At 73.0% G+C, this 16,200-nt stretch carries 16 protein-coding genes; 14 read left to right on the plus strand and 2 right to left on the minus strand.

Annotation, left to right across the window (positions count from 1 at the left end; translation table 11 throughout):
- Positions 1-3: 3 nt before the first annotated feature.
- The 5 genes from hisH (at position 4) to ACFWBQ_RS20490 (ending at position 3,636) form a co-directional block, all read left to right on the plus strand.
- A complete protein-coding gene (gene hisH / locus ACFWBQ_RS20470) occupies positions 4-645 on the plus strand; it encodes an imidazole glycerol phosphate synthase subunit HisH (protein WP_385490759.1) in 642 nt (213 codons plus the stop codon).
- Positions 645-1,370, plus strand: coding sequence for a bifunctional 1-(5-phosphoribosyl)-5-((5-phosphoribosylamino)methylideneamino)imidazole-4-carboxamide isomerase/phosphoribosylanthranilate isomerase PriA (priA, locus tag ACFWBQ_RS20475; protein ID WP_385490762.1), 726 nt, complete (start codon positions 645-647; stop codon positions 1,368-1,370). The genes hisH and priA overlap by 1 nt, the downstream gene beginning before the upstream one ends.
- On the plus strand, positions 1,367-1,765 hold the full coding sequence (locus tag ACFWBQ_RS20480; protein WP_385490765.1) for a RidA family protein: 399 nt from the start codon (positions 1,367-1,369) through the stop codon (positions 1,763-1,765). The genes priA and ACFWBQ_RS20480 overlap by 4 nt, the downstream gene beginning before the upstream one ends.
- Positions 1,762-2,517 carry an imidazole glycerol phosphate synthase subunit HisF gene (hisF, locus tag ACFWBQ_RS20485; protein WP_385490767.1) on the plus strand — a complete coding sequence of 252 codons (756 nt, stop codon included), beginning with the start codon at positions 1,762-1,764 and terminating at the stop codon, positions 2,515-2,517. Before ACFWBQ_RS20480 ends, hisF begins: the two co-directional genes overlap by 4 nt.
- Before the next feature lie 234 nt (positions 2,518-2,751).
- Positions 2,752-3,636 (plus strand): alpha/beta hydrolase family protein, encoded by an 885-nt coding sequence (locus ACFWBQ_RS20490; RefSeq protein WP_385491066.1) that lies wholly within the window; start codon positions 2,752-2,754, stop codon positions 3,634-3,636.
- A 65-nt stretch (positions 3,637-3,701) separates the two neighbouring features.
- Here ACFWBQ_RS20490 and ACFWBQ_RS20495 read toward each other — a convergent pair whose 3' ends face one another.
- Positions 3,702-4,475, minus strand: a complete 774-nt coding sequence (locus tag ACFWBQ_RS20495; protein ID WP_385490770.1) for an alpha/beta fold hydrolase — start codon at positions 4,473-4,475, stop codon at positions 3,702-3,704.
- A 161-nt stretch (positions 4,476-4,636) separates the two neighbouring features.
- Here ACFWBQ_RS20495 and ACFWBQ_RS20500 point away from each other — a divergent pair, with 161 nt between their 5' ends.
- From ACFWBQ_RS20500 to ACFWBQ_RS20510, 3 genes are all read left to right on the plus strand, one after another.
- A complete protein-coding gene (locus ACFWBQ_RS20500) occupies positions 4,637-7,387 on the plus strand; it encodes an AAA family ATPase (protein WP_385490773.1) in 2,751 nt (916 codons plus the stop codon).
- A gap of 246 nt (positions 7,388-7,633) precedes the next feature.
- Positions 7,634-8,983, plus strand: coding sequence for a helix-turn-helix domain-containing protein (locus ACFWBQ_RS20505; protein WP_385490776.1), 1,350 nt, complete (start codon positions 7,634-7,636; stop codon positions 8,981-8,983).
- Positions 8,984-9,428: 445 nt separating this feature from the next.
- Entirely contained in the window at positions 9,429-11,030 is a 1,602-nt protein-coding gene (locus ACFWBQ_RS20510; RefSeq protein WP_385490779.1) for a cation acetate symporter, read from the plus strand.
- A gap of 8 nt (positions 11,031-11,038) precedes the next feature.
- Here the strand turns inward: ACFWBQ_RS20510 and ACFWBQ_RS20515 are convergent, their stop codons facing one another.
- The gene (locus tag ACFWBQ_RS20515; RefSeq protein ID WP_385490782.1) at positions 11,039-11,671 is read right to left on the minus strand and encodes a TIGR03085 family metal-binding protein; all 633 of its coding nucleotides are present in this window, start codon (positions 11,669-11,671) and stop codon (positions 11,039-11,041) included.
- Between the two features lie 85 nt (positions 11,672-11,756).
- On the opposite strand from ACFWBQ_RS20515, the gene hisI reads away from it, so the two are divergent.
- The 6 genes from hisI (at position 11,757) to trpC (ending at position 16,192) form a co-directional block, all read left to right on the plus strand.
- A complete protein-coding gene (gene hisI, locus ACFWBQ_RS20520; protein ID WP_385490784.1) occupies positions 11,757-12,137 on the plus strand; it encodes a phosphoribosyl-AMP cyclohydrolase in 381 nt (126 codons plus the stop codon).
- A gap of 11 nt (positions 12,138-12,148) precedes the next feature.
- On the plus strand, positions 12,149-13,642 hold the full coding sequence (locus ACFWBQ_RS20525; RefSeq protein WP_385490787.1) for an anthranilate synthase component I: 1,494 nt from the start codon (positions 12,149-12,151) through the stop codon (positions 13,640-13,642).
- Between the two features lie 14 nt (positions 13,643-13,656).
- Positions 13,657-14,316 carry a TIGR02234 family membrane protein gene (locus ACFWBQ_RS20530; protein ID WP_385490790.1) on the plus strand — a complete coding sequence of 220 codons (660 nt, stop codon included), beginning with the start codon at positions 13,657-13,659 and terminating at the stop codon, positions 14,314-14,316.
- Between the two features lie 94 nt (positions 14,317-14,410).
- Complete coding sequence (locus tag ACFWBQ_RS20535; protein WP_385490792.1) at positions 14,411-14,662, plus strand: HGxxPAAW family protein; 252 nt, start codon at positions 14,411-14,413, stop codon at positions 14,660-14,662.
- Between the two features lie 83 nt (positions 14,663-14,745).
- The gene (locus tag ACFWBQ_RS20540; protein ID WP_385490794.1) at positions 14,746-15,267 is read left to right on the plus strand and encodes a DUF2752 domain-containing protein; all 522 of its coding nucleotides are present in this window, start codon (positions 14,746-14,748) and stop codon (positions 15,265-15,267) included.
- A gap of 115 nt (positions 15,268-15,382) precedes the next feature.
- Positions 15,383-16,192 (plus strand): indole-3-glycerol phosphate synthase TrpC, encoded by an 810-nt coding sequence (gene trpC / locus ACFWBQ_RS20545; protein ID WP_329212096.1) that lies wholly within the window; start codon positions 15,383-15,385, stop codon positions 16,190-16,192.
- Positions 16,193-16,200 lie beyond the last annotated feature (8 nt).

Here is a 16,200-nt window from a genome sequence, read left to right on the forward strand (position 1 = left end):
ACTGTGAGCGAAAGCAAGAAGGTCGTCGTCTTCGACTACGGCTTCGGCAACGTACGTTCCGCCGAGCGGGCCCTCGCCCACGTCGGCGCGGACGTGGAGATCACCCGCGACTTCGACCGTGCGATGAACGCCGACGGGCTGCTCGTCCCCGGCGTCGGTGCCTTCTCGGCCTGCATGGAAGGGCTGAAGCAGGCCCGCGGCGATTGGATCATCGGCCGCAGGCTGTCCGGCGGCCGTCCCGTCATGGGCATCTGCGTGGGTATGCAGATCCTGTTCGAGCGCGGCATCGAGCACGGAGTGGAGACCGAGGGCCTCGACGAGTGGCCCGGCACCGTCGGACCCCTCGAGGCCGATGTCGTCCCGCACATGGGCTGGAACACCGTCGAATCCCCCGAGGGCTCCCAGCTCTTCGCCGGTCTCGACCCCGAGTCCCGCTACTACTTCGTGCACTCCTACGCCGCGCACGACTGGGCCCTCGAAGTCACCAACGCCAAGATCCGTGCCCCCAAGGTCACTTGGGCGACACACGGAGAGCGGTTCGTGGCGGCCGTGGAGAACGGCGCGCTGTGGGCCACCCAGTTCCACCCCGAGAAGTCCGGCGATGCCGGCGCCCAGCTGCTGACCAACTGGATCGAGACGCTGTAATGCCGAAGCTTGAACTGCTCCCCGCCGTTGATGTCCGCGACGGCCAGGCCGTCCGCCTCGTCCACGGCGAGTCCGGCTCCGAGACCTCCTACGGCTCCCCGTTGGAGGCCGCCCTCGCCTGGCAGAGCTCCGGGGCCGAGTGGCTGCACCTCGTCGACCTGGACGCCGCCTTCGGCACCGGCGACAACCGCGCGCTGATCGCCGAAGTGGCCGGCGCCATGGACATCAAGGTCGAGCTCTCCGGCGGCATCCGCGACGACGCCTCGCTCGCCGCCGCCCTCGCCACCGGCTGCCGCCGGGTCAACCTCGGCACCGCCGCCCTGGAGACCCCCGAGTGGGTCGCCAAGGTCATCGCCGAGCACGGCGACCAGATCGCGGTCGGCCTCGACGTCCGCGGTACGACGCTGCGCGGCCGTGGCTGGACCCGCGACGGCGGCGACCTCTACGAGACGCTCGCCCGCCTCGACTCCGAGGGCTGCGCCCGCTACGTCGTGACCGACATCGCCAAGGACGGCACGCTGCAGGGCCCCAACCTGGCGCTCCTGCGGGACGTCTGCGCGGCCACCGACAAGCCCGTCGTCGCCTCCGGCGGCGTCTCCTCGCTCGCCGACCTGCGCGCGATCTCCCTGCTCGTCCCGGAAGGCGTCGAGGGAGCCATCGTCGGCAAGGCGCTCTACGCGAAGGCGTTCACCCTCGAAGAGGCCCTCAAGGCGGTCGCGGCATGACGGACTCCGTACGCCGCGTCTCCTCGGACGCCCCGTGGGAGGAGAAGTTCGGCTACTCCCGCGCGGTGGAGCTCCCGAACGGGCTCGTCCTGGTCTCCGGCTGTACGTCGGTGGTCAACGGCCAGATCTCCGCGGGCAGTCCGTACGAGCAGGCCGTCGCCTCCTTCCAGGTCGCCTTCGACGCCCTGAAGCAGGTCGGACTCGGCCGTGAGGACGTCGTCCGCACCCGGATGTACATCACGCACGCCCGGGACGTCGACGAGGTGGGCCGCGCCCACAAGGAGCTGTTCGACGACGTGCGCCCCGCCGCTTCCATGATCATCGTCTCCGGCTTCGTCGACCCCAGCCTGGTCGTCGAGGTCGAGGTCGAGGCCTACCGGGCAGGTGAGCGATGACGCTCGCCGTACGGGTCATCCCGTGCCTGGACGTCGACAACGGCCGCGTCGTCAAGGGCGTCAACTTCCAGAACCTGCGCGACGCGGGCGACCCCGTCGAGATGGCGAAGCTGTACGACGCCGAGGGCGCCGACGAGCTGACCTTCCTCGACATCACCGCCTCCAGCGGAGACCGGGAGACGACGTACGACGTCGTGCGGCGCACCGCCGAGCAGGTCTTCATCCCGCTCACGGTCGGCGGCGGAGTCCGCACCCCCGACGACGTGGACAAGCTGCTGCGGGCCGGGGCCGACAAGGTCGGGGTCAACACCGCGGCCATCGCCCGCCCCGAGCTGATCCGGGAGATCGCCGAACGCTTCGGGCGCCAGGTGCTCGTGCTCTCCGTCGACGCCCGCCGCACCGCCGAAGGCACCTTCGAGGTGACGACGCACGGCGGCCGCAGGGGCACCGGCATCGACGCCGTCGAGTGGGCCCACCGGGCCGCCGAACTCGGCGCGGGCGAGATCCTGCTCAACTCGATGGACGCCGACGGTACGAAGGACGGCTACGACACCGAGATGATCAAGGCGGTACGGGCGCACGTCACCGTCCCCGTCATCGCCTCCGGTGGTGCGGGCCGGCTGTCGGACTTTCCGCCGGCCATCGAGGCGGGAGCCGACGCGGTCCTGGCCGCGTCCGTCTTCCACTTCGGTGACCTGCGGATCTCCGAGGTCAAGGGTGCTCTCCGGGAGGCCGGCCACCCGGTCCGCTGACCCGGGGGCAACGAAGGGCCGGTTACGAAGACCGGCAATCTCGCCGATGTGTGCGCACGGGGTGCACCGCGAGTGTGGCGACCGCCAACGAATGACGGCGGTACCCACGCGGTGCACCCCGAAGGCCCGGGAAGACGGGGCCGAAGGCTGCCGCGTTGTGGCTCCGCCACAACCGAGAGGACCCCCCTCGTGCAGCACCTCCCCTCCGGCGACACCTCTCCGCGCCGCCACCGGATGTCGAAGAGCCGCTCCCGCACCATCAAGCTCGCCGTCGCCGCCGCGGCCGCCACGGCCGGTCTGGTCACCGTTCTGATGCCGGGCGCGCAGGCTGCCGACAACCCCTACGAGCGGGGTCCGGCGCCGACCAATTCGAGTATCGAGGCGAGCCGCGGTTCGTACGCGACGTCCCAGACGTCCGTGTCCTCGCTGAGCGTCAGAGGCTTCGGCGGCGGCACGATCTACTACCCGACGTCCACCTCGGACGGCACGTTCGGCGCGGTCGTCATCTCGCCCGGCTTCACCGCCTACCAGTCGAGCATCTCCTGGCTGGGAACGCGCCTGGCCTCGCAGGGTTTCGTCGTCTTCACGATCGACACCAACACGACTGCGGACCAGCCCGCCAGCCGCGGTGACCAGCTGCTCGCCGCGCTGGACTACCTCACCCAGTCCAGCTCGATCCGCACCCGGATCGACTCCTCACGGCTCGGTGTGATGGGCCACTCCATGGGCGGGGGCGGCACCCTCGAGGCCGCGAAGGACCGTCCGTCGCTCCAGGCGGCGATCCCGCTGACCGGCTGGAACACCGACACGAGCTGGCCCGAGGTGAAGACCCCGACGCTGGTGATCGGCGCGGACGGCGACACGATCGCCCCCGTCGCCACGCACTCCAAGCCGTTCTACAACTCGCTGCCGAGTTCGCTGGACAAGGCGTACCTGGAGCTGCGCGGAGCCACGCACTTCACCCCGAACTCGTCGAACACGACGATCGCGAAGTACAGCATCTCGTGGCTGAAGCGCTTCATCGACAATGACACCCGCTACGAGCAGTTCCTCTGCCCGCTGCCGTCGACCGGCGTGGCGATCGCGGAGTACAGGGGCAACTGCCCGCACACCTCGTAACCTCGGGGGGACGAGGGGGCCGGGCCGCGCGTACCGCGGTCCGGCCCCCTCGTGCTGCCCGGCCCTCAGTCCTCGGCCAGGAACCGGGTGATGGACTCGGCGAAACCCGGATCCCGTACGACGGTCAGATGGTCGCCGGGCAGCACGGCCAGCTCCGACCCGGCGATCGCGTCGGCCAGCACCCGGGGCCGTATCGCGAGAGGATCACTCTCCCCGGCCAGGACGAGTGTGGGGACGTCGATCCGGTCCAGCGGCAGCGCGCCCCGGTGCACCGAACGTATCTGCGCCGCCAGCGCGAACCGGTCCGAGCCCGACACATCGGCCAGCACCCGGAAGGCCCGGGTCCGCTCCGGGGCGTCGGCCGCGTCCTCGGCTGTGAGCGCCGCGGACACCAGCTCCGGAGGCATCGCCCGGGTGTCCAGACCGCCCACCTCCACCGCACCCGCACCGATCCCGCCGGCCACGAGGCGACTGATCCGCTTGTCGTCGGCCGCCGCGAGCAGCGCCACCACGGCTCCCATGGAGTAGCCCGCGATATGCACCCGTTCCGCGCCGATGCGGTCGATCAGCAGGCGCACATCACGGGCCATCAGCGACTCGCCGTAGTACGTGTCGTCATGCGGCTTGTCCGAGTCGCCGTGGCCGCGCGCGTCCAGGGCGTACACCCGGCGGCCCTTCGCGACCAGCGCCTCGACGACCCCGGGGTCCTCCCAGTTCAGCCGGGCATGGGCGGCGAAGCCGTGGAGGAGCAGCACCGGGGGCAGCGCGGTGGCCGGGCTCCGGGACCAGGACCAGTACCGAAGGGTCAGACCGTCGTGTGTACGGAATTCATCAGTCATGCACCGACGTTACGGGTGGGGTTCGGCGGACCGGCCCGGTGCTGTGCCCCCGCACAGCCCGCACCGCCTTCTGTTGGGAGCCCGCACCGCACCGGGCCGCCCCGGGCGGGGGAGCGGACGCGAACCTTCCGACACTGTTTACGCGGAAGTAACGTGAGAGCGTGACCCTAACGACGACCGTGCACAGTCCGCTCCGGCTGTACGGCCGCAGCGGTGAACTCGCCATCCTGGAAACCCTCTTGGGGCGGCTGCGGGCAGGGGACGGCGGAGCGCTCGTGCTGACCTCGCCCCCCGGCCTCGGCCGCACCGCCCTCCTGCGCCGGGCCGCAGCCGACTACGTCACACGATGTGAAGGGCCCGTGCTCCACGCCTCCGGTGCCCCCGCCGAACAACGACTGCCCTACAGCGGGCTGCACGCCCTGCTCTGCTCCGCACAGGGCCCCCTGCCCGTCTCTCCCGACCGCGTCCTGCGCGCCGGGATCGCCCCCGGTGGCCTGCTCGGCCTGCTGCGCGGCCTCGGCGCCGAACGGCCGCTGCTGGTCTGCGTGGACGACGCCCACGCCTGGGACCCCGACTCGCGGGCCGCACTCGGCTTCGTGGCCCGCAGACTCGGCGCGGGCAGCCGGGTCGCCGTGGTGATCGGCGCCGCCGACGAGACCACCTTCGCCGGACTGCCCGCCCTGCGCCTCGGACCGCTCGACGACGACGCGGCAGCCGCACTCCTGGACCGGCTCACCGGCGCCACGGGCGACGTCGACCCGGTCGTGCGCAGCGAACTCCTGCGGGAAGCGGCCGGGAACCCCCGGCTGCTCGCCGGCCTCGCCGGCCGCCTCACCGCCGCCCAGCTGGCCGGGCGCACCGCGCTCCCCTACCCGCTGCCCGGCGGCGAGAGCGTCCTCGACGCCCATGCCGCGCATCTCGACGGACTCGACCCGGACACCCACACCCTCCTCCTGCTTGCCGCGGCGGCGGAGGAACACGAACCCGACGGGGCAGGTGCGGACGCCGCCCTGCTGCTGCGGGCAGGTGCCCGCGCCGGGCTGGTCCCCGCCCACCTGGACCGTGTCCTGTTCGCACCCGCAGGAAGCGCAGGGGTACTCCAACGAGCGGGAAGCCGCGTGCACTTCAGCCATCCGCTGCTGCGTCGCGCGGTCCTGCACAGGGCGCCGACCGCCCGGCGCCGGGCCGTGCACGAACTGCTCGCCACGCTGCTCACCGGGTCCGGCTCACTCCCGCTGCCCGCGCTCGTCCAGCGGGCCTGCGCCGCACCCGGGCCCGACACCGCACTCGCCGGGCAGCTGGTGGCGGCGGCGGTCGCCCCCCGTCCGCACGCCGAACGGTCGGCCGCGCTGGCCCGCGCAGCCGCGCTCTCCACCGACGACGCGCTGCGCGGCGCGCGCTTCGCGGCCGCAGCCGAACAGGCCCGGCTCGCAGGCGACACCGGCCGGGCCCGCGCGATGCTGGCCCGCGTCGGGGCCGACCCCGCCGGGGGCGTCGCACCCTACGTACGCGGCATGCTCGCCCTGCGTGACGGGCCGGCGGCCGACGCCCGCGAGGCGCTCCTGAACGCGGCGACATCACTCGCGCCGCACGATCCGCGCCGCACCCTGGACGCCCTGTTCGGCGCGGCGGAGGCCGCCTGGGCCATGGGGGACGCCATCGCCTACCTGGACGCCATGAACCGTATCCCCGTGGCCCCGGCCGACCGGGCCACGATCCAGTACCGCGCCGGGATGTGTGCCGTACTCGGCGGGCGCACCGTCGCGGGTCACGCCCTGCTGCGGTGCTGCCTGGACTCGGCCGACCGGGCCGAGGACCCCGGGGGGCTGCTGCGGGCCGCGGTCTCGGCCCTGGTGCTGGGCGAGGTCGACGCGGCCTGCCGGACGGGGGCCCGTGCGCTCGCCGCCGTACGCACCCGTGGGCCCGAGGCCCTGCTGCCGCACGCCCTGGAGAACCTCGCGTACGCCGAACTGCGAGCCGGACGGCACGCCAGGGCCCGTGCCCACGCGCTGGAGGGCCTGCATGCCGCCCGGCGTACGGGACAGCCCAACGCGGCCACCCATCTGCACGCCGTACTGGCGCTGGCCGCCTCGGTGGAAGGGCCTGCGGAGGCGTGCGCGGCGCATGCCGACGCCGCACTGGCCGGCGCGGGTCCGCACGGCCTGACCCAGGCGGCGACCCTCGCCACCTGGGCTGTGGCCCGCGCGGACCTCGCGGCCGGACGGCCCGGTGAGGCGGCTGCCCGGCTCGGGCCACTGGTCCGTCCCGGACCGCGGATGGGGCACTTCGCCGTCAGGATGCTCGCCATCCCGTGCTACATCGAGGCGGTGGCACTCTCCGGCCGTGCGGACGACGGCACGGACGGCCTGGCCGAGGCCGTCGAGGAGTTCGCGCTGTGGACCTCCCGGACCACCGACCCGCAGGCCCCCGCCCAACTGGCACGCTGCCGGGCCCTCCTGGCACCGCAGGAGGAGGCCGCCGCGCGGTACGAGGAGGCGCTGGCCCACCACGACCGTGCGGGCGGTGACTTCGAGCGCGCCCGCACCCAGCTGCTCCACGGCCAGCTGCTGCGGCGCAGGCGCCGCACCCGTGAGGCACGCGGCCCGCTGCGCGACGCCCTGGTCGCCTTCGAACGCTGCTCCGCCCGTGCCTGGGCCGACCGGGCGGGCGGGGAGCTGCGGGCGGCCGGGGAAGCGGTGGACGTGCCGGACCAGGGCGGGGCGGGGCCGCTCGCCGGGCTGACCCCGCAGCAGCAGCGGATCGCCCGCTGTGTGGCTGAGGGCGCCACGAACCGCGAGGTGGCGGTGCGGCTCTCGGTGAGCCCGCGGACGGTCGACCACCACCTGCGCAACGTGTTCGCGGCGCTGGGTGTCCGGTCCAGGACCGAGCTCGCGAGGCTGCTGGACCGCTAGGCGGATCGGCAGTCCCGCCGCAGGCCCGGAGGACGTTACGGGCCGGGCGGGACGTGCCGGCGTGCCCGCTGTTACGGCGAGGTTGCAGGACCGTGATGAGAAGAACGCCGCACACCCCTAGGTACCGACCGGGCGGTATGTCATTCTGCGGGCGTCAGGATCATTCGGTGTGCACCCGCCCAATGGCGGGCGGGCGCGCACCGGGCCGGCATGTCCGCAGCCGGCCGATTCCCGGTGGAGGCCGCCATGCCACAGGTCGTACGTTCACGGATCAGGGCGCTGCACGGGCCGCCCCCCGTAGCACCGCTGCCGCACCGCTTCCGTTCCCTGGCCGACCGTGAGGCCATTGCCGTACTCCACAGGGCGGCCCACGTGCTGTTGGAGGCGCTGCCGGAGCTCACGGACCGGCTCGTCGAGCAGCTGCGGGAACAGGAGCCCGCCTACCGCGCGGCCATCGAGGCGGAACCTGCCGAGATCTGGCAGGAGGTCCATCACTCGCTGCGGCACAACGTGGCCTCCCTGATCCAGCCCCGGGAGTTCCGCGAGGCCGCCCACCGCACCTCCCGGTGGATCGGCGAGACCCGGGCCGAACAGGGCCTGCCGCTCGACGCGGTCCTGCACGCCTTCCGGATGGGCGGGGCGATGGTCTGGCAGGACCTGGTCGACGACACCGCGCGGCGCCATCCCGAGGACATCCGGCTGCTCGTCCATGTCGCGGCGGACGTCTGGAACTTCGTGGACGAGCACTGCGGGGTGGTGGCCGAGGCGTACCGGCAGGCCGAACGCCGCCTCACCTGGCGCCGTGAGAACCAGCAGCGGCTGATGACGTCGGCCCTGCTGGACGGCACCGCCCGGATCGCCGACCTGCCGGACGCGGCGGTCATGCTGGGGCTGCCGGTGCACGGACGGTACGCGGTGCTTGCGGTCGCCTCCGCGCGCCGTGCCCCGCACGGCACGTCCCAGCCGCCGCTGACCCTGGCCTCGGGGACGCCGGTGCTCTGGCACGCGGGGGGCGACGTCGAACTTGCGATCCTGCCGCTGGGCGCGGAGCCGGTGGCGGCCGGCCCGCGCGAGGACGACGCGGACACTGCTGTCACCGACGGAGGGATGTCCGAGGTCCCCGGACAGGACGAACTCGCCTCGGTGGCGGCCGAACTGACGGCTCCGCCCGGTACCCGGATCGGGATCAGTTCCGTGGTGGAGGGGCTGGCGTCGGTCGGTGACGCGCGGCGCCTTGCCGAGACCGCGCTGCGGGCCTGCCCGGCGTCCGGCGGAACCGTCCTGCTCGACGAGCACCTGCCGGCGGCCCTGGTCGTCTCCTCGCCCGGACTCGGCACCGCGCTCGCCGGCCGGGTCCTCGGGCCGCTCGACAGGCTCGACCCCGCGGACCGGGACGTGCTCATCGAGACGCTGACCGCATGGCTCGACTCGGACGGTTCGGCGCAGCGGGCAGGGGCGCGGCTGTACTGCCACCGCAACACGGTACTGAACCGGCTGCGGCGCTTCGAGCAGCTGACGGGCCGCTGTCTCACGCGGCCCTCCGACGCGGTCGAGGTGTCCCTGGCGCTGGCGGCGCGGCGGCTGCTGGGGGGCTGAGACGGGCGGGGCGGGGCCGCTGCACGGGACTCCGCCCCTCAACCGCCGGGCGGGCCCGAGAGGTCCGGGGCGGGGCTCGGCGCCCCCACGGGGCGGCGGGGCTCAGCGCCCCTGCGGGCCGGCGGGCTCAGCGTTTCCACGGCCTGGCGGGGCTCGGCGCGCCCCCGCGGTCCGGCGGGCTCAGCGCCCCCCGGCGGGCTCAGTGCCCCCCGCGGTCCGGCGGGCTCAGTGCCCCCCGCGGTCCGGCGGGCTCGGCGCCCCCCGGGGCCCGGCGGGCTCGGCGCCCCCGCGGTCCGTGTTGTGCGGAAGCACAGATCCGCCCCGCGAGGACTGTACGGGTGCCGCGCCCCCGCCCCGCCCCCTGTACCCCGCCCGCCGCACCTGGTGCCCTGGCGCCCATGCCATCAGCTGCCCCTTGTACGGCCGTACCGGCGGAGTCACCGCGGTGAGCGGCGCGATCGACGCCCGGTCCCTGGCCGTGGTCATCTTCCTCGCATTCGTCGCCGTGTCCCTGCTGCTCTGCGGTCTCGCCGCAGCGGACCAGGACGACCCCGAGCACTTCTACGCGGGTGGCGGAGCCTCCCTCGGGCCCGTCGGCGGAGGGCTCGCCATCGCCGGGGACTACGTCTCCGCCGCCACGCTGCTCTCCACCACCGGATCCGTCGCGCTCGCCGGGTTCGACGGTGTGCTCTTCGCCCTGGCGACCGTCGCCTCACTCGTCCTCGTCATGCGGGTCCTTGCCGAACGCCTGCGCCGCAAGGGCGTGTTCACCCTCGGCGACTTCCTCGCCGACCAGCTCGGGGACGGCTCCGTACGCCGGGCGCTGGGCGTCGCCACCCTCGTCGTCCTCGCCCCGCTCCTGCTGGTGCAGCTGACCACCGCCGGCCATGTCATGACGGCGATGTTCGGGCTCCCGGAAGGAGCGCTCACCGGCTGCACGGTCGCCAGCGGCGCACTGATGGTGTGCTACTCCGCGTTCGGCGGCATGCGCGGCACCGGCTACATCCAGATCCTCAAGGTCGCCGTCGTGCTGGCCGCCGTCACCCTGCTCGCCGGGCTGGTGCTCGCCCGTTTCGGCTGGTCACCGTTCGCCCTCTTCGATGCCGCCCAGGCAGGCAGCAAGGCGGGCGGTGGCTATGCGCGCCCCGGGCTCCAGTTCGGCCACGGGTTCGCGGGCGGCCTCGACCTGATCGGCTTTCAGCTCACCCTCGTACTGGGCGCTGCCTGCATGCCGCACATCATGATGCGGCTGCATCCGCTGCGCGACGCCTGGACCGCGCGCCGCGCAGGTGTCTGGGCCGTGGCCCCGGTCGCCGTCCTGTGCACCGGGATCGTCGTCGTCGGGCTCGGAGCCTCCGCCCTGCTGGGCCGGGACACCCTGCGTGCCGCCGACCCGGCCGGAGGCACCGCCCTGCTGATGGTGACCGGAGTGCTGGACCCGGGAGCGAGCGGGCCGCGCGACAGCCCGCTGTTCGCCCTCGTCGCGTGCGCCGCGTTCGCCACCACCCTGGCCGCCGTGGCCGGCATCACCCTGGCCGCCGCCTCGACCCTCGCCCGCGACTTCGCGGCGAAGGGTGCCCAGGGCGCCGGAAAGGCGTCCGGCAGGGAGATCCGCCGCGCCCGCTTGGCCGTGCTCGCGATCGGTGCGCTCGCCGTCCTCCTCTCGGCGTACACCCACGACCGCAGCCCCCAGGTGCTGCTCTCCCTCTCGTTCGCCGCAGCGGCCTCGATCCTGCCGCCCGTCCTGCTGTACGCGCTCTTCCGCCCCGGATTCAACGCCCGAGGGGTGCGCTGGACCGTGTACGGAACACTTCCGCTGATCGTCGTCCTGATGGTCCTGTCACCCGCGTTCTCGGGCACACCCATCGCCCTGTTCCCCGAATGGGACTTCCACGTGTTCCCGCTCCAGACACCGGGCCTGATCACGATCCCCGCCGGATTCCTCCTGGGCCTGCTGGGATCCAGGACCCGGCCGGACACCCCGCAGGACGGCCCCCGTCACCGGGCCGCCCACTGGGTCCCCGTACAGGCGGGACGTGACGCCTGAGGGGCCGGCTACAGCCCCAGCTCCGCCGTGTGCAACCGGGCCAGCGCGTCCTTGTCGCCCTCCAGCTCCACCCGCGCCGCGTCCTGCCGGCCCGCGGCGAACAACAGCAGCTCACCCGGCTCCCCGGTGACCGTCACCACCGGGGTGCCCTTGTGGGCCACCACCGTCTGACCGTCCGGGCGGCGCAGCACCAGACCCACCGGGGCCCTGCGGCCCAGCATCCGCGCCGACTTCTCGGTGCGCGACCACAGCACATCGGCGAAGACCGGGTCCAGGTTCCGCTGCGACCAGTCGGGCTGGGCCCGGCGCACATCCTCCGCGTGGATGTAGAACTCGACCGTGTTGGCCGCCTCGTCCAACTGCTTCAGCCCGAAGGGTGACATCCGTGGCGGACCCGTACGGATGAGCTGGATCAGTTCCTCGTACGGCTTCTCGGCAAATTCGGCCTGCACCCGCTCCAGCCGGTTCTTCAGCGCACCCAGCACAATCCCGCCCGCCGCGTCGGCGCGGCGCTCACGTACCACCACATGGGCGGCCAGGTCCCGGGTCTTCCAGCCGTTGCACAGGGTCAGAGCTTCGGGGCCCGCCGCTTCCAACAGGTCGGCGAGCAGAAGACGTTCACGCTTCGCATGGGTCGACATGCCCGCCAGCGTACGACCGCCGCCCACGGTCCGCCCAGTGGACGCACACCCGGAAGGCCGTCCCCGGCGCGGCACAATGGGGCACATGACCAGCACGCCCGGCAGCACACCCGCCAGCACACTCGACCCGGCCATCGCGGCCCGCCTCAAGCGCGGCCCCGACGGACTGGTCCCGGCCATCGCCCAGCAGTACGACACCGGTGAGGTGCTCATGCTCGGCTGGATGGACGACGAGGCGCTGCACCGCACCCTCACCACGGGCCGGTGCACCTACTGGTCCCGCAGCCGCCAGGAGTACTGGGTCAAGGGCGATACCTCGGGCCACATCCAGCAGGTCAGATCCGTCGCCCTCGACTGCGACGCCGACACCGTCCTGGTGAAGGTCGACCAGACCGGTGCCGCCTGCCACACCGGTGACCGCACCTGCTTCGATGCGGACGTTCTCCCGCTCGCCCTGCCCCAGTAAGGTCAGCCGCCATGGATCTCGAGACGTTCCGCAAGCTCGCCGTCGACCGGCGCGTCATTCCCGTCAGCCGCCGGCTCCTCGCGGACGGTGACACCCCGGTCGGGCTCTACCGCAAGCTCGCGGACGAGCGCACCGGCACGTTCCTCCTCGAATCCGCGGAGAACGGCCGCACCTGGTCCCGCTACTCCTTCATCGGCGTACGCAGCGCCGCCACCCTCACCACCCTGGACGGTCAGGCCCACTGGCTCGGCACCCCGCCCGTCGGCGTCCCCGTCGACGGGGACCCGCTGCAGGCCCTGCGCGCCACCGTCGAGACCCTGCACACCCCTCGCGACCTGGTCGGCGACGACGGCCTGCCGCCGTTCACCGGCGGCATGGTCGGCTATCTCGGGTACGACATCGTGCGCCGGCTGGAGAAGATCACCGAGCACGGCGGCGACGACCTGAAGCTCCCCGAGCTGACGATGCTGCTCACCTCGGACCTCGCCGTACTCGACCACGGGGACGGCACGGTCCTCCTGATCGCCAACGCGATCAACCACAACGACCTGGACACCGGCGTCGACGAGGCGTACGCGGACGCCGTCGCCCGGCTCGACGCCATGGAGCGGGATCTGTCCAGGCCGGTGGAGAACGCCCCCGCCGCCCTGCCGCCCTCGGAGCTCCCGCCCTACACCGCACTGTGGGGCGGCGCCGCCTACCAGGACGCCGTCGACGACATCAAGGAGCGCATCAGGGCCGGTGAGGCCTTCCAGGTCGTCCCCTCCCAGCGCTTCGAGACGCCCTGCACGGCAAGCGCGCTGGACGTCTACCGGGTCCTGCGCGCCACCAACCCGTCGCCGTACATGTACCTCTTCCGCTTCGACGGCTTCGACGTCGTCGGCTCCAGCCCGGAAGCCCTCGTCAAGGTCGAGGACGGCCGGGCCATGGTCCACCCGATCGCCGGGACCAGGCACCGCGGCGCCACCCCGCAGGAGGACCAGGCGCTCGCCGACGAGCTCCTCGCCGACCCGAAGGAACGCGCCGAGCACCTGATGCTCGTCGACCTCGGCCGTAACGACCTGGGACGGGTCTGCGAACCCGGCAGCGTCGAGGTCGTCGACTTCATGTCCGTCGAGCGGTACTCGCACGTGATGCACATCGTCTCCACCGTCACCGGACGCGTGGCCGAAGGCCACAAGGCCTTCGACGTCCTCACCGCGTGCTTCCCGGCGGGCACCCTCTCCGGTGCGCCCAAGCCACGCGCCATGCAGATCATCGAGGAGCTCGAACCGACCCGCCGGGGGCTGTACGGCGGCTGCGTCGGCTACCTCGACTTCGCGGGCGACTCCGACACCGCCATCGCCATCCGGACCGCTCTGCTCCGCGACGGCACCGCGTACGTCCAGGCGGGAGCGGGCGTCGTCGCCGACTCCGACCCGGTCGGCGAGGACACCGAGTGCCGCAACAAGGCCGCCGCGGTGCTCCGCGCCGTGCATACGGCGAACCGGCTCCGGGCTCACTGAGGCGGTAAGGGATAGTGGGGTACGTGAGTGCTGTCCCCGTACCCCAGCCCCGTGCCCGAGCCGCCTCCGCGCCCGACAGCGCAGGAAGCCGCCGCAGCCTGGGCGCCGGCCTGCTCCTCGGGGCCGCCGGCGCCACCGTCGTCCTCCTCGCCTCAGGGCAGAAATGGGCCGAGGGCACGGCAGCCGTCGGAGGCGGCACCCTGCCCCTGACCGCGGACGGCCAGGACGTCACGGGCCTCCCGGCAGCCCTGGCCGTCGTCGGCCTGGCCGCCCTCGTCGCCGTCTTCGCCGTGCGCGGTGGCGGCCGGATGATCGTCGCGGGACTGCTGGCGCTCAGCGGCCTCGGTGCCGGGCTGAGCTCCTACCTCGGTGCGTCGGACAGCGCCGCCCTCGACGAGAAGGCCGCGCAGACCACCGGCCACACCTCGGCCACCGTCGAAGCGCTCAGCCACACCGCCTGGCCGTACGTCACGGCCGTCGGCGGACTGCTGATCCTGCTCGCCGGACTGCTCGCCCTGCGCTACGGCAGCCGATGGCCCGCCATGTCGGGACGGTACGAACGCGACGGCACCCCGCGCCCCCGCAAGGCTCCCCGCGCAGCCCCGGATCCCGACCGGCCCGAGGACCTGTGGAAGGCCCTGGACCGCGGCGAGGACCCGACGCGCGAGGCATGACCCCCAGGCTCAGGTCCCACCGCACGTACGGGACAATGGCAGCGAGCTTTCTGTACAGCGATACCTTCAGCGCAACACCAACGAGGAGCAACTCATGGCGGGCAGCAGCCACGGACACACCCCGGCCGCCTGGACCGGTGTCATCATCGCCTTCATCGGCTTCTGCATCGCAGGCGTCTTCATGGTCGCGGCGAACCCGCTCGGCTTCTGGGCCGGAATCGCCGTCATCGTCGTCGGCGGACTCGTCGGTCTCGCCATGAAGTCCGCAGGCCTCGGCATGCCGAAGGAGTCGGCCGAGCTGGCAGCGGCCAGGGCCCGTGCCGGAGAGGCCCAGACCACCTCCTGAACCGCACGCCGGTACGCAGACACGACGCGAGGCGCAGCCCGGACCGGGCTGCGCCTCTCCGTACGAGCGGGGACAATCAGCGCGTGGACGCCTCACCTTCTCCAGCCGCCCCGGACCCGGCCCCCGTGCCCGGCCCTCCCGGCCGGCCGTACGCGCGCCCGGACGCGGCCGGGCACGAGCCCGTGATGCCCCATGCCGCCGCCCCGGTTCCGCGGCTCCGGCGGCTGGGCACACCGGTCGGCGTGATGGCCGTCGTCATCGGTGCGTTCGGCTACGTGGCCACGGTCGATCCCAACGAACCCGGCCACTACCCGGTCTGCCCCATGCTCCGGTTCACCGGCGTGTTCTGCCCCGGCTGCGGCGGGCTGCGCAGTGCCCACGCCTTCGCCCACGGCGACATCGCCGCCGCCCTCGGCTCCAATGCCCTGGCCGTGGTCGGATACGCCGTCTTCGCCGTGGTGTGGCTGCTCTGGATGGTCCGTGCGAGCCGGGGCGAGCCGCTGCGGATCGGCCTCGCCCCCGTCTACTGGTGGGGTGTCGGAGCGGTGCTGTTGATCTTCTCCGTCGTCCGGAATCTGCCGTTCGGGTCGGGCTTGGCGCCGTGAATGCCCAGGTAGTGGGACGTACCGCTGCCGGATGCGAGCCCATCGGCCTCCTGCGGATACCATCGAGATGGCTGATCCTGTTCCCTCATCACCGTTCCGGAAGGGGGCCGCTCGCGTGAGTGTGCTCGACGAGATCATCGATGGCGTTCGCGCCGACCTCGCAGAGCGGCAGGCGCGCGTCAGCCTCGACGAGCTCAAGGAGCGCGCAGCCCGCGCTCCTCGGGCCAAGGACGGAGTCGCCGCCCTGCGCGGCGAGGGCGTGACCGTCATCTGCGAGGTCAAGCGTTCCAGCCCCTCCAAGGGGGCTCTTGCCGCAATCGCCGACCCGGCCGCGCTCGCCGCGGACTACGAGGCCGGCGGCGCGTCCGTCATCTCGGTCCTCACCGAGGAGCGCCGCTTCGGCGGCTCGCTCGCCGATCTGGAGGCCGTCCGCGCCAAGGTCGACATCCCGATCCTGCGCAAGGACTTCATCGTCACCTCGTACCAGCTGTGGGAGGCACGCGCCTACGGCGCCGACCTCGCCCTGCTGATCGTCGCCGCCCTCGACCAGGAGGCCCTCGTCTCCCTGATCGAGCGCGCCGAGTCGATCGGCCTGACGCCGCTCGTCGAGGCGCACGACGAGGAGGAGGCGGAGCGTGCCGTGGACGCCGGAGCGAAGATCATCGGTGTCAATGCGCGCAATCTGAAGGACCTCAAGGTCGACCGCTCCACCTTCGAGCGCGTCGCCCCCGAGATCCCCGACCACATCGTCAAGGTCGCCGAGTCCGGTGTCCGCGGCCCGCACGACCTCATCGCCTACGCCAACGCGGGCGCCGACTCGGTGCTCGTCGGCGAGTCCCTGGTCACCGGCCGGGACCCGCGGTCCGCCGTCGCCGATCTGGTCGCCGCAGGCGCCCACCCGGCCCTCCGGCACGGACGGGGCTGACCAGCACC

Source organism: Streptomyces sp. NPDC060035, from assembly GCF_042736635.1.
In the GTDB taxonomy this organism is placed as follows: domain Bacteria; phylum Actinomycetota; class Actinomycetes; order Streptomycetales; family Streptomycetaceae; genus Streptomyces.

Excerpts from the sequence above, each read along its gene's own strand:
- priA (WP_385490762.1), top strand. The coding sequence starts at position 645 with ATGCCGAAGCTTGAACTGCTCCCCGCCGTTGATGTCCGCGACGGCCAG.
- ACFWBQ_RS20480 (WP_385490765.1), top strand. The coding sequence starts at position 1,367 with ATGACGGACTCCGTACGCCGCGTCTCCTCGGACGCCCCGTGGGAGGAG.
- hisF (WP_385490767.1), top strand. The coding sequence starts at position 1,762 with ATGACGCTCGCCGTACGGGTCATCCCGTGCCTGGACGTCGACAACGGC.
- ACFWBQ_RS20490 (WP_385491066.1), top strand. The coding sequence starts at position 2,752 with ATGTCGAAGAGCCGCTCCCGCACCATCAAGCTCGCCGTCGCCGCCGCG.
- ACFWBQ_RS20495 (WP_385490770.1), bottom strand. The coding sequence starts at position 4,475 with ATGACTGATGAATTCCGTACACACGACGGTCTGACCCTTCGGTACTGG.
- ACFWBQ_RS20505 (WP_385490776.1), top strand. The coding sequence starts at position 7,634 with ATGCCACAGGTCGTACGTTCACGGATCAGGGCGCTGCACGGGCCGCCC.
- ACFWBQ_RS20515 (WP_385490782.1), bottom strand. The coding sequence starts at position 11,671 with ATGTCGACCCATGCGAAGCGTGAACGTCTTCTGCTCGCCGACCTGTTG.
- hisI (WP_385490784.1), top strand. The coding sequence starts at position 11,757 with ATGACCAGCACGCCCGGCAGCACACCCGCCAGCACACTCGACCCGGCC.
- ACFWBQ_RS20525 (WP_385490787.1), top strand. The coding sequence starts at position 12,149 with ATGGATCTCGAGACGTTCCGCAAGCTCGCCGTCGACCGGCGCGTCATT.
- ACFWBQ_RS20535 (WP_385490792.1), top strand. The coding sequence starts at position 14,411 with ATGGCGGGCAGCAGCCACGGACACACCCCGGCCGCCTGGACCGGTGTC.